Source organism: Enterobacter cloacae complex sp. 2024EL-00227 (assembly GCF_043945315.1).
GTDB classification, from domain to species: Bacteria; Pseudomonadota; Gammaproteobacteria; order Enterobacterales; family Enterobacteriaceae; genus Enterobacter; species Enterobacter roggenkampii.
Genome location: NZ_JBIMQP010000033.1, coordinates 1 through 12,572 on the forward strand (window position 1 = coordinate 1; position 12,572 = coordinate 12,572).

Here is a 12,572-nt window from a genome sequence, read left to right on the forward strand (position 1 = left end):
ATATTTTGTACAGCAGTGGAGAAGGATGAGAGACCAGCAGTTCATTAACAGGGACTCCTTTTTGCTTAAGCGGCTCAATGGTTCTTTCTATATAAACCGTATTCCAGAGTGTTATCGCCGCCGTATGTAGTGTCAGCGCCGGTGGCGTGGTAACGCTGATCCTCCCACCCCCAGATCCCTGATTTCATTCAGCCGGTGCATGAAGGATGCTCGCCCAAGGGCCTCACCCTTATTCAGCCCCGCCTGTATGCATCGGCCTAAGCCTTTATCGCAAAATCAGTCCAGCATAAACAGCGTCCGATCTCTGCAGAAAATCGCCCTCTGCGCTACGAGTTTGAACGCATTTACTCTGTTTATAGGTAACATTCGCTCCACGATATAATGATATCGGCAACGTATTCAGCATCCTGAGCATGAGTCAGAAGGTGATCCGCCTTACCCAACGAAATGAAACTCTTGGGATGCTTTGCTGCTTTGAATATTTTTTCGGCCTGCTCAATTAACACAGTATCATCTTCAGTCGCATGAAAAATAAGCAGAGGCTTGTTCATGGCGAACACCTTATGAGCGATTTTGTGTTCCTGAATATTGTCCAGCATCTGTTTCTTTAAGGTAAATACCCGCCCGGCCAGCTCAACGGGATAGGCTCCATGCTGGTTAATGTTTTCAACATCATCCTTAAAAAGACGTTTTACGTGTGTCAGTTCTCCGGGTGATCCTATGGTGACAACGGCCTTTGCCTCAGGAACTTCGCCGGCAATAGACAGAATGGCCGATCCCCCCAGGCTATGGCCGATGAGCAAAGAAGGCGCTTCGTACTGTCGGCGGAGATAATCTACCGCGCAAAGCAGGTCCGAAATATTGGATGAGAAGTTGGTGTTGGAAAAATCCCCTTCGCTGTTTCCCAGACCAGTAAAATCAAACCGGAGAACGGCGATAGCATTCTCTGTCAGTTTCCGCGCAATACGCGCCGCGCCTTTGAGGTCTTTGCCACACGTAAAACAATGAGCTAACAGCGCAAACGCTTTAGGATTTTCAGGAAGTTCAAGCAATCCGGCCAGTTCTTCACCAGCCGCATTTTTGAACGTAAATTTTAGTTTTTTCATAGGATATTCCAGGTCTTAAACTGATTTCATATGTTTGATCGCAGGGAAAAATAATCTTCTGCTCTGCATCTGGCATTACGCGTTTTCCTTCCTCTACTGGGGATGTGAAACAGAATTCATTCCGAATGCCTGTCCTCACCTTCCAGTTTGAAAGCTGATTATTGCTTCCTGTTCGGTGATCACTTACGCTATGCTACCAACTAGATGGTAGTTTACAAGAATTTTATGAGGTCTCACTGAATGGCCAATTGCGCGCTCATTCTTAAAATATCCCTGGCAATGCTGGCGTTTGCTGCAAACTCTATTCTGTGCCGTCTGGCCCTGCAGGGAGGCCACATTGATCCCCTTTCATTCAGCAGCCTCAGGCTGGCCAGTGGTGCACTCGTCCTGTCACCTTTCTTGTTTTATCACGCAAAAACTACATTATCGCTGTGGCGTCCGCTGAGCGGATTTTACCTCATGGTGTACGCAGTGCTCTTCTCTGTCGCCTATATCCATCTCGATACCGGGGCAGGTGCGCTGTTACTTTTTGGTGCCGTACAGTTTGCGATGGTGATCCACGGATTATTTAAAGGGGAATCACTCTCCGTTATGCGGGCTTGCGGTTTAGTTATTGCTCTGGCAGGAATTGCTGCCCTGCTGTTACCCGGGGCGAAGGCACCGCCGCTTTACAGTGCACTTATGATGATCGTTGCCGGATTAGCCTGGGCCGCCTATTCCGTCAGGGGGAGGGCGGGCCAGGCGGCCGGGGCTTCAACGGCGGCAAATTTTGTACTCGCCACGCCGATGGCTCTCGCTCTTTCGTTGCTGTTTATGAAGCAGGGTCACTATGATGCTGCGGGCATTGCTTTGTCATTGCTGTCCGGTGCCGCCGCCTCAGCCGGTGCATATGTATTGTGGTATACCCTTTTACCCTCTCTCGGCTCTATCACCGCCAGTACCCTTCAGCTCAGCGTTCCCTGTCTGGCAATGCTAGGGGGTGTGGTATTCCTGGATGAATCACTGACGGTCAGAACGATATTTTCTGCCCTGGCGGTGCTGACTGGCATTGTGATGGTGACACGCGAGAAATCCCCCCGTCAGTCGATGACAAAGGCGAGAGAACCTTAATAACGCAATTAATTCATGCAGTTGTGATGATTCTCTTATGTTAATCACACGAGCCAGTTTTCCCGCTCCGGCATCAGACTGACAGTAATACTGAGGTCGACGTTTCTGACTACACCTAAGGCAGGTTTATGAAATGAAATATGATTTTGATGAGTACGTAAGCAGAGAGAAAACAGACAGTCTCACCGTGGACGGCTGGCGGGAATACCTGTTTTCGGGACAGTCCGAATTTGCAATGCGGTATCCGGCAGAAGGGCTAATCAACCTCTGGGTTGCTGACATGGCTTTTGCCACACCAGAGCCGATTCTTCAGGCCATCAGAGACCGTCTGGATAGAAAAATACTCGGCTACACTAAAATCTACGACGAAGAATACTATGAGATCTTTGGCAGCTGGTGTGAGCGACAATATGGTCACCGTTTCAAAACGGAAGACATTGTGCTGTCTCCGGGCATTATTCCCGCGCTGAACCGTCTCGTCCCGCTTCTGACCGACATGGATGACAGTATTCTTATTATGACGCCTTCATATGGCCCGTTTAAAAAGGCGGGTGAATACAGTCAGCGTCGCGTGGTGTACTCGGCGTTAAAAAAATCAGCAGGCGGCTGGGAACCTGACTGGGAAGACTTTGCACGCAAAGCCAGTCAGGCCGATTTACGTGTGAAAATTCTTTTCCTGTGTAATCCGCATAACCCGACCGGACGAGTCTGGCGGCCTGATGAACTTAAGCGGATTATTGAAATTTGCCTGGCCAATGACATCTGGGTGATATCTGACGAAATTCACTGCGACCTGTCCCGAAGCGGTATCGGTCATACACCGGCCGCCTCTCTTTTCCCTGATTCTACACGCATTATTACCTGCATGTCCTCGAGTAAAACATTCAATCTGGCCGGGAATTTGTTGGCAAATATCATTATTCCGGATCCCGGTGTCAGAAGCGAGTGGCGTCTCAGACACGACGAGTTCATCTCTCCACTGAGCCTGGCAGCAAACAAAGCGGCGTGGAGTGAATGTGATGACTGGCTTGTCCATCTGAGGGAATATATTGACGGCAATTTCCAGTACCTGCACGACTATCTCAAAAGCTATTTACCCGAAACCAGGTTCTCGATCCCCGAAGGGACATATCTGGCCTGGATAGATATTAGCCGCTACCTGCCCGACACCGCAGGTGAGGATTTATCGCTGTATTTTGCCCGGGAGTCAGGGGTCCTTCTTGAAGGGGGCTTGCTGTTTGTCGACAATGGGGACGGATATATCCGGTTAAATCTGGCCTGCCCACGGAGTATGCTGACAGCAGGGATGAAAAGAATTTCACAGGTACTGCGGATACCGGCTCCTCATCGTGTATAACCCCTTTCTCTCTGGCCGTTTTGTCCTGTCAGGATGTCGTCAGAACCCGGCATAACACCCTGTGCCGGGAACACAAAAGGCACGGATGAACAGGTCGTGAATATTCTTAGTGAAGCCTGCTGATGACATGTCTGGCGACAAAAAAATGCCGCCCTTAAGGGGCGGCTTATGCCAGCGTCACGGGGTTATCGTCTGACCGCCATGATGCCCGCATCGACATCCCAGATAGCGCCCGTCACCCATGAGGTTTTGTCAGACAACAGGAAGAGAATAGTGTTTGCCACATCTTCGGCAGTTCCGACGCGTCCCAGCGGGTGGAAATCGTTCAGCGACTTCATAGCATCTGCGATATCCGCTTTGTCCATGAAGCCTTCGTATATCGGCGTATGAACAATCCCGGGAGACACCGCGTTGACACGAATACCCGCGCTGGCCAGCTCAATCGCCAGATTACGCGTCAGGGCATGCAGACCCGCTTTTGCCATTGAATAGGCCGAGGCCGGCGAGTCACCCAGTGCAGCCTGAGCACCAATCGAACCGACGTTGACGATAGACCCTTCGAGCTTCGCGGCGAGCATGTTCTTCACGACATCCTGTGTAATAAAGAACGTGGCTCGGTTCAGCGAAAGATACATGTCATAATCGGCAAAGCTGTGCTCGGTAAATCCTTTGGGCATGAAGATACCGGCGGCATTCACCATCAGGCTGATATCGCGATGGTGAGCATTAATTTCCTGACGGATAGTTTCCATACCTTCTTCGGTCATCAGGTTCGCCGCGATGACCGCAACCGGTCCCAGAGGGCTCAGTTCTTTTTGCACCGCTTCGGCTTTGTCTTTTTTATTCCCGGTCAGCACGACACTGCCGCCCGCTTCCAGTACCATGCGTGCCACGGCCAGGCCCATGCCGCTGGTACCGCCGACGACGAGCAGTTTTTTACCTTTGAAAAAAGTGTTCATTTTCTGACTCCATTACTGGTGGGTAAGACGTTGCCGGCAGCGTGAAACTGCCGGCGGTTGACGGATTAAATACTGCAGCCATCCGTTCCGCAGGTCTGACCCGCAGTGGCTGAAAATTCGGTTTGCTGTTCATCCCAGACCTGACGCAGGGCATTCAAAAAGTTATCTGCTGCCTGAGCCCCGCTGATGGCATATTTTTCGTTCATCACAAAAACCGGAACGCCGCTGAGGCCAATAGACTGTGCGTGGGCTTCATCGTCGGAAACGGTGGCGCGAAAATCGTCATTTTCCAGGGCGGCTTCAGCGTCAGCTTTCGGCATACCGGCTTCTACGGCCATGGCAACGAGCTGCTGACGGTCAAAGAGAGAGCGACCTTCGGTGATACTGCCATGATAAAAACGTTCTTCCACCGTGTCCGCAATTCCGGCCTTACGCGCGGCAACCAGCAGGGTGTGTGCATCTTCTGTATCACCAAACATCATGCCGTCGAAGTTGTAGATCAGACCTTCAGATTTACCGGCGGTGCCCACCTGATTCATCATCAGCTCCGCTGAATGCTGACTGCCCAGCTTTTTAACGATGGCATCCTTAAAAGGCATCGCGGGAGTACCACCGGCCAGACGGTAGCTGTGATGGCGGATCACCACCTGGTCGCGAAATTCAAAGCGATTCAGACCCTGTTCAAATCTTTTTTTAGCAATCCAGCACCACGGGCAGACCAAATCTGACCAGATATCGATGGTAAGGGTGGGTTTCAGCGTTTGCATAATGATTCCTCAAAGACGTTGGGCGGTCGGTTCTCACTTATCAGAGAACCGCGACCGTATGGGATTTATTGCGCCTGCCAGACCGGGTAATCGGTATAGCCTTTTTCCGGGGAACCACTGACGCCGTAGTAGGTGGCGCGGTCACTTTCTGCCAGTGGCCAGCCGTTTTGCATTCTTTCAACCAGATCCGGGTTAGCGATGTAGGGCACACCAAATGCCACCAGATCCAGCTCATCATCTTCCAGAGCCTGCTCTGCGATATCACGGGTAAAACCGCCGGCAGCGATGATGGTGCCTTTAAACGTGTTGCGAAAACGGCGGCGGAAGCCTTCCGGAAGTGGCGCTTTGGTGTACACCGGCTGATAGTAAAGGTGTACGTAGGCCAGTTCCCGCTGACCGAGCGCGTCGGTGATGGCTGACCAGGTTTGCTCTTCACCTTCATACGGCGCGAGGTCATAAATGCGGCCGAACGGTGACAGGCGCACGGCAACGTGGCTGTTACCCACGGCTTCCGCCACGGCGTCAATGGTCTCCAGCAGGAAACGCTGACGATTTTCCACCGAGCCGCCGTATTCGTCGGTGCGGGTGTTCAGTTCGCTACTGAGGAACTGGTCAAAGATGAATCCGTTTGCCGCCATGATTTCCACGCCGTCAAAGCCGGCTTCCATCGCCAGGCGTGCGGAGTGCACGAAGTCTGCAGTGATGCGTTTAACTTCATGCGTTTCCAGCGCGCGTGGCTGGCTTGGTACAACCGGGCCCGGTTCTCCGGATTCGGTCAGCGCAAAAACGGTGGTATTGACCGCCTGAACGGTGCCCGCTGAAACCGGCGCTATGTGGCCTGGCTGAAGAGAGACGTGAGACATACGGCCGACGTGCCAGAGCTGCGCGAAAATACGGCCACCTTTGGCGTGAACCGCTTGTGTCACTTTACGCCAGCCCTGGACGTGTTCGTCGTTGTAGATACCAGGGGTATAAAGGTAACCCCGGCCTTCTTCTGAAACCGGCATCCCTTCGGTGATGAGCAGGCCAGCAGAAGCACGCTGTGCATAGTACAAAGCCACGACCTCATCCGGCACGTCATTCATGGTGCGGGTGCGGGTCATCGGTGCCATGACTACACGGTTTTTTAACGCCAGGCCAGACAGATTGTAGGGGGTGAAAAGCTTACTCATCGTATACCTCACAAAAAACAAAAAGGAGTATCCCGGCAGGGATTTGCACAGCCCGGCAGTATCATCGACTGGACGTCGCGCACTGGAGTTGCATAAACATCTGATGGGTGGCAATATACCAACCATCTAGTAGGTAGGTCAATGGGTGTGTCGTATTTTTTTGTCATAACGCAGCCATTCCTGAATTGTCACTCATTTTGCGAGGTCATCACCATGCGTACATTAACAGCTTATAACGAAGATAATTTCCGCCAGATAGAGCAGTACAAAGGAATATCGGTGGTACGTTTCTCTGCACCCTGGTGTCCGCCCTGTCAGGCCAGCGAAGAAATGTTCAGTCAGTTTGCAGACCGGCTCGATAGAGATATTCAGGTGGGGAAAGTCAATGTAGATCAGGCGCCGGTGCTGACAACCAAATACGAGATCTGGGGGCTGCCGTCTGTGCTGATATTTCATGAAGGGCAATTAGTTAAACGCATACCGGGTGTGAAACCTGCATCGGTATATGCTCAGGCTATTGCGGACATAAAAAAAGGGCAGTAATGCCCTTTTAACGTGGAATTTATTAATGCTTAACCGCGTGCCTGACCGACGGCATCCAGAGTGCGGGCTGAATAAATGACCGCCGCGCCAGCGTTGAGGTTAATCGCCACGCCCAGCGCTTCAGCAATTTCAGCGTCGGTTGCACCGGCTTTCACAGCGGCGTCGGCGTGAAAAGCAATACAGCCGTCGCAGCGGGTTGTGACTGCGCACGCCAGGGCAATGAGTTCACGCACTTTTGCGCCCAAAAGGTCAGTTTTGTTACCTGCGTTGCCCAGGGCAACCACGCCTTTCATGGTCTCGGGGGTCAGTTTGCCCAACTCGCCTAAACGTTGCATTAACTCTGAGCGATAGTTGTTCCAGTCCAGCATAGTGTCATTCTCCTGAATGAGGGGTATTAAGAAGCAGTTTTATATACTTAAGGCTGTTGGCGAAGACTTCGGGTCTGGCCGTTGCATGCGCCACTACGCTTGAGCCTTCACAGACATTAATGATCATCAAAGCAATATCTGATGGTTCGGCATGGGATGAAAACTCACCTGACTCCATGCCCGCCCTGACGACTTTTGTGAGCCACTCGATTTGCATATCGAAATAAAGTGATGTCTGTACAGTAATTGCCTGAGGCAGATTGGCGGTCTCTGCTGACAACGCACAACACAGTGGCAGTAGCGAAGCTTTATGGCTTTGCGCGAAGATATCGATGTAAGCCGCAATTCTTCTCTCCGCGCTTTTCTCAGTCGCCTCTATCTGCTCAAATACGCGTTGTGTATCAGAGAACGCCTGTATTACCACCTGCTCACCCAGAATATCTTTGGTCGGGAAATGGTGATGAATACTGGCCTTGGTGATACCCACTATTTTTGATAAATCAGCATAACTGAATACTGAATACCCTTTTTCGCGCATCAGGTGTTCTGCTTCGCTGAGCAGCCGTTCCCGTGTCATGGTTGTCATAATTACTCCATATAATCTACTAGTTGATAGATTATATTGTTGCTATTTTTCCGTAGCAAGTTGTATCACTGACTCAGTATCGTGCAGAGCTGAACGTCACTGCCATCCTGCATTCTGAATGGCAGCATTACATCTCTGACATCACGCCAGGCGTGTAATCATTTCAACCGGATTAGCCAGAGTATCGTGGATTGGCGAATTCTTTTGCATTTCGCTGACCAGCGCTTCTAACTCCTCGCGACTGGCGGTCTTGCTCGTAAGGTGAACATCGACGCGAATAGATTTCGCACCTTTACGCACGTTGCTGTCCAGCCCAAGGAAGCCGTTGAGGTTGATATCGAAATTAAGATCCAGCTCGATACCGTCCAGGTCGATCCCTTTTTCAGCAGCCATCATGGTAAGGGTGGCGGTATAACAGCCAGCCAGCGCCTGCATGATGTATTCAGTCGGGCTCATGCCGGTATCGGTGCCGAGTAAACCTGCGGGTTCATCACCGATATTAGAAAATTTCCCCACACGGCTGGTATCGATAACGCCGTTCTGGATTGTGGCGCCGGTCTCTGTGCGAACGGTTAATCCGCCGCTGGAACGGGCTTTCATCTGGAAAGTCAGGTTACCCAGGCCAGGCTGGCTGCGAACTGCTTCACGGGTATTGTGGATCGCAGCTGCGTCTGCAGAAGGTTTAACGGTAGTAGACATAATGGCTCCTGTAATTTCTTGATAAAAGGTATAGCTGGTGTAACCAGCACCAATCATCTAGTTGGTAGATTAGTGTCGCGAACCTCTTTTGTCTACTCTTTTATAAAAAATAGGGGGAAAAGAACCCAGCAGGCTGTTTTATTTCATAATAACCATTTGATTTTTTTATAATCTTCCCAGCCGCTCACTCTTGCAGCAATCCAGCCTTTACCCGAAGGATAGTCTGGCGGGTGGTATTAAATTCCCGGGCAATAGCACTGATACTGATGCCAGCATTTAGGCGCTCTGTCACTGTTTGCTTTTGTTCCTCGCTCAGGATGGGGGGGCGACCGAAGCGTTTTCCAGCCGCTTTTGCCCTCGCAATACCTGAATACGTTCGCTCAAGCAGCAAATCCCGCTCAAACTCCGCTACAGCAGAAATTACCTGCATAGTCATTTTTCCGGCCGGACTGGTCAAGTCAACGCCTCCGAGTGCGAGACAATGAACGCGAATATCTAAAGCCGCCAGTTGCTCTACTGTTTTTCGGATATCCATCGCATTACGACCCAGACGGTCAAGTTTGGTGACAATCAGTACATCCCCATTTTCCATGCGATCTAGCAACCGGATAAATCCGGGGCGTTCGCTGGCAGCAACCGAGCCACTGATATGCTCCTCAATAAGTCGTTGGGATCTGATGGCAAAACCCGCCGCTTCAATTTCACGACGCTGGTTTTCTGTGGTCTGTTCCAGAGTTGAGACCCTGCAGTAGGCAAAAACACGTGACATGGGAAACTTTCCGTACGAAATGGATGTCCGAATTATAACGTGTGTCCGAAATTAATTTCACTAAGTTTCGGACATGTGCTGTAAGTGGTGTACGAAACCGACCGGTTTCGGTCACAGCCAATCCATAACATATGGAAACTATACGCGAGGGAAGCATTTATGCCACGGCGACAGATACTGAGCAGTGAAGAGCAGGAGCGCTTGCTGGTTATTCCAGATGATGAAATTATTCTGACCCGAATGTGTTTTCTGAATGAACAGGATATTGCACTCATTAATAAACACCGGCGGCCAGCAAATCGCCTGGGCTTTGCTGTATTACTCTGTTATCTGCGTGGACCTGGATTTATTCCGGACAAAAGCAATGTCCCTCACAGTAGCGTCATATCCAGAATCGCTTCCCGACTGAAGCTTCAGCCTGATTTATGGCCGGAATATGCTTCAAGAGAGCAAACCCGCTGGGAACATCTGACTGAGCTTTATCGATACCTGAAATTATCTCCGTTCAGCCGATCACTGCAAAAAGACTGTATCCGGCATCTGCATCCCTATGCGATGCGAACAGACAAAGGGTTTATGCTGGCGGAAGAAATGCTCAGTTGGCTACATAGCAATAATGTTATTTTCCCTTCTGTTGATGTGATCGAACGGACGCTTGCCGAAGCCGTCACGCTCGCTGATAGAGCGGTATTTTCAGCACTTACCGCACAACTGGAAAAGCAGCATAAATCAGCACTCGACAGTCTGCTCAAATCAGAGGGTGAACAAACTTCCCGCCTGGCATGGTTACTTCAGCCTCCGGGTAAAATCAACGGTAAGAACGTGCTGCAACATATCGACCGGCTTAATTCCATCGCCGCGCTGGGATTGCCTGATGGTATTACGCTTTCCATTCACCAGAACAGGTTGCTTAAGCTGGCGCGTGAGGGCCGGAAAATGAGCAGCAGAGATCTGGCAAAATTCACCGATGTCAGACGTTACGCTACGCTGGTTTGCGTCATTCAGGAAGCGCAGGCCACACTGACTGATGAGGTTATCGAACTGCACGAACGTATTCTGGGGACTCTATTCAGTCGGGCAAAACGCACACAAGCCGAGAGGCTTCAGCTGACGGGGAAACTCATCCAGAGCAAGTTGAAGCAATATGTTACTGTCGGTCAGGCACTGCTGCATGCCAGAGAATCCGGTGAAGATCCCTGGGCAGCGATAGAAGATGTCCTTCCCTGGCAGGAGTTCATCAACAGCCTGGAAGAAACGCAGTTTCTGTCCCGTAAGGGCAATTTCGACCCGCTTCACCTGATCACCGAAAAATACAGTACGCTGCGTAAATACGCCCCGCGTATGCTTTCAGCATTGCAGTTCATCGCGACACCTCCCGCGCAGACACTCAGCGATGCGCTGGACACCATCAGGGACATGTACCGTAAACAACTTCGTAAAGTTCCGCCAGCAGCTCCAACAGGATTTATCCCTGAAAGCTGGCGAAAACTGGTACTGACGCCTTCAGGAATCGACCGCAAGTACTACGAGTTTTGCGTAATGAATGAACTCAAGGGGGCGTTACGATCCGGTGATATATGGGTAAAAGGATCGCGCCGCTACAGAAATTTTGATGATTATCTCATCCCGGCTGCTGAGTTTGAGAAATCCCGACATAATGACCAGTTACAACTGGCCGTTCAGACCGATTGCCGGGCATACCTTCAGGCCCGTATGACGCTTCTTGCATCGCGTCTGGAAGAAGTTAACGCGATGGCTCTTGCCGGTGATTTGCCCGATGTTGATATCTCAGATAAAGGCGTAAAAATCACTCCGCTGGAGAACAGTGTTCCTTCGGGGGCTTCCCCCTTTGCCGATTTGGTTTATGGCATGCTTCCTCATCCGAAAATTACGGAGATACTGGAAGAAGTGGACAACTGGACGGGGTTTACGCGTCACTTCGCACACCTCAAAAATAATAACGTCAGACCAAAAGACGGAAGACTGTTGCTGACCACTATTCTGGCCGACGGCATCAATCTGGGGCTGACAAAAATGGCGGAGTCCTGCCCGGGGGCAACAAAATCGTCACTCGAAGGTATTCAGGCATGGTACATCAGGGATGAAACCTATTCAGCGGCACTGGCCGAGCTGGTCAACGCTCAGAAAGCGCGACCTCTGGCTGCATTCTGGGGCGACGGTACAACATCGTCGTCAGACGGGCAAAACTTTCGGGTAGGCAGTCACGGGCGTTATGCCGGTCAGGTCAATCTTAAATATGGTCAGGAGCCAGGCGTGCAGATTTACACGCATATCTCAGACCAATATAGCCCGTTCTACGCCAAAGTGATCAGCCGGGTGCGCGACTCAACCCATGTGCTTGATGGTCTGCTGTATCATGAAAGCGATCTGGAAATTACCGAGCATTACACCGATACCGCAGGTTTCACTGAACATGTTTTCGCTCTGATGCATCTGCTGGGATTCGCTTTTGCACCGAGGATCCGGGATCTTCATGACAAGCGGCTGTTTATTCATGGAAAGGCCGAGCGCTATCCGGGGCTTCAGTCCGTCATATCAACAACCAGCCTGAATATCAAAGACATTGAGGCGCACTGGGGTGAGATATTACGCCTGGCAGCCTCGATTAAACAGGGGACTGTCACCGCATCGCTGATGATTAAAAAGTTGGCCAGTTACCCAAAACAGAATGGACTAGCCAAAGCGCTGAGAGAGATTGGCCGCATCGAGCGGACGCTGTTTATGCTGGACTGGTTTCGTGATCCCGGGCTGCGCCGACGTGTACAGGCAGGGCTGAATAAGGGGGAGGCCCGTAATGCCCTTGCGCGAGCGGTGTTTATGCACCGGCTGGGTGAAATCAGGGATCGTGGGCTGGAGAATCAGAGCTACCGCGCCAGTGGACTGACGTTACTGACTGCGGCGATCACGTTATGGAACACGGTATATATAGAAAGAGCCATTGAGTCACTAAAACGAAAAGGTATTCCGATTAATAATCAACTGGTATCTCATCTTTCTCCCCTGGGCTGGGAACATATCAATCTGAGTGGCGATTACGTCTGGCGTAATAATATTAAGCTAGGGTCCGGAAAATACCGCTCATTACGCACAGTCGACACCGAATTGTACAAAAAAC

General features: G+C 51.0%; 12 protein-coding genes and 1 pseudogene. 4 read left to right on the top strand and 9 right to left on the bottom strand.

From position 1 onward, the window contains the following. Together ACHH0Z_RS24710 and ACHH0Z_RS24715 are read right to left on the bottom strand one after the other, a co-directional pair. Nucleotides 1-327: pseudogene (locus ACHH0Z_RS24710) on the bottom strand (Tn3 family transposase); the annotation flags it as partial. A gap of 26 nt (nucleotides 328-353) precedes the next feature. Further along, a complete protein-coding gene (locus tag ACHH0Z_RS24715) occupies nucleotides 354-1,106 on the bottom strand; it encodes a S9 family peptidase (protein ID WP_004729622.1) in 753 nt (250 codons plus the stop codon). A gap of 240 nt (nucleotides 1,107-1,346) precedes the next feature. Between ACHH0Z_RS24715 and ACHH0Z_RS24720 the strand changes: the two genes are divergently transcribed. Together ACHH0Z_RS24720 and ACHH0Z_RS24725 are read left to right on the top strand one after the other, a co-directional pair. Continuing rightward, the gene (locus tag ACHH0Z_RS24720; protein WP_001567390.1) at nucleotides 1,347-2,216 is read left to right on the top strand and encodes a DMT family transporter; all 870 of its coding nucleotides are present in this window, start codon (nucleotides 1,347-1,349) and stop codon (nucleotides 2,214-2,216) included. Nucleotides 2,217-2,349: 133 nt separating this feature from the next. Next, nucleotides 2,350-3,573 carry a MalY/PatB family protein gene (locus ACHH0Z_RS24725; protein WP_023287190.1) on the top strand — a complete coding sequence of 408 codons (1,224 nt, stop codon included), beginning with the start codon at nucleotides 2,350-2,352 and terminating at the stop codon, nucleotides 3,571-3,573. A 185-nt stretch (nucleotides 3,574-3,758) separates the two neighbouring features. On the opposite strand, the gene ACHH0Z_RS24730 is transcribed toward ACHH0Z_RS24725, so the two are convergent. The 3 genes from ACHH0Z_RS24730 to ACHH0Z_RS24740 all read right to left on the bottom strand — a co-directional run bounded on the left by ACHH0Z_RS24730 (nucleotide 3,759) and on the right by ACHH0Z_RS24740 (nucleotide 6,471). Continuing rightward, the gene (locus tag ACHH0Z_RS24730) at nucleotides 3,759-4,532 is read right to left on the bottom strand and encodes an SDR family NAD(P)-dependent oxidoreductase (protein ID WP_004729618.1); all 774 of its coding nucleotides are present in this window, start codon (nucleotides 4,530-4,532) and stop codon (nucleotides 3,759-3,761) included. A gap of 65 nt (nucleotides 4,533-4,597) precedes the next feature. Then, the gene (locus ACHH0Z_RS24735; RefSeq protein WP_020277918.1) at nucleotides 4,598-5,299 is read right to left on the bottom strand and encodes a DsbA family oxidoreductase; all 702 of its coding nucleotides are present in this window, start codon (nucleotides 5,297-5,299) and stop codon (nucleotides 4,598-4,600) included. A gap of 65 nt (nucleotides 5,300-5,364) precedes the next feature. Then, entirely contained in the window at nucleotides 5,365-6,471 is a 1,107-nt protein-coding gene (locus ACHH0Z_RS24740; RefSeq protein WP_006687059.1) for an alkene reductase, read from the bottom strand. A 213-nt stretch (nucleotides 6,472-6,684) separates the two neighbouring features. Here ACHH0Z_RS24740 and ACHH0Z_RS24745 point away from each other — a divergent pair, with 213 nt between their 5' ends. After that, a complete protein-coding gene (locus ACHH0Z_RS24745; protein ID WP_002431133.1) occupies nucleotides 6,685-7,014 on the top strand; it encodes a co-chaperone YbbN in 330 nt (109 codons plus the stop codon). A 29-nt stretch (nucleotides 7,015-7,043) separates the two neighbouring features. Here ACHH0Z_RS24745 and ACHH0Z_RS24750 read toward each other — a convergent pair whose 3' ends face one another. The 4 genes from ACHH0Z_RS24750 to ACHH0Z_RS24765 form a co-directional block, all read right to left on the bottom strand. Further along, entirely contained in the window at nucleotides 7,044-7,382 is a 339-nt protein-coding gene (locus ACHH0Z_RS24750) for a carboxymuconolactone decarboxylase family protein (protein WP_000888080.1), read from the bottom strand. Between the two features lie 4 nt (nucleotides 7,383-7,386). Further along, nucleotides 7,387-7,968 (bottom strand): TetR/AcrR family transcriptional regulator, encoded by a 582-nt coding sequence (locus tag ACHH0Z_RS24755; RefSeq protein ID WP_020277920.1) that lies wholly within the window; start codon nucleotides 7,966-7,968, stop codon nucleotides 7,387-7,389. 141 nt (nucleotides 7,969-8,109) lie between these two features. Then, on the bottom strand, nucleotides 8,110-8,667 hold the full coding sequence (locus ACHH0Z_RS24760) for an OsmC family protein (protein WP_000108589.1): 558 nt from the start codon (nucleotides 8,665-8,667) through the stop codon (nucleotides 8,110-8,112). A 184-nt stretch (nucleotides 8,668-8,851) separates the two neighbouring features. Continuing rightward, nucleotides 8,852-9,436 (bottom strand): recombinase family protein, encoded by a 585-nt coding sequence (locus ACHH0Z_RS24765; RefSeq protein WP_012695450.1) that lies wholly within the window; start codon nucleotides 9,434-9,436, stop codon nucleotides 8,852-8,854. A gap of 159 nt (nucleotides 9,437-9,595) precedes the next feature. Between ACHH0Z_RS24765 and ACHH0Z_RS24770 the strand changes: the two genes are divergently transcribed. Further along, nucleotides 9,596-12,572 (top strand): Tn3 family transposase (locus ACHH0Z_RS24770; RefSeq protein WP_395149606.1); only part of this gene is annotated, 2,977 nt, incomplete at its 3' end.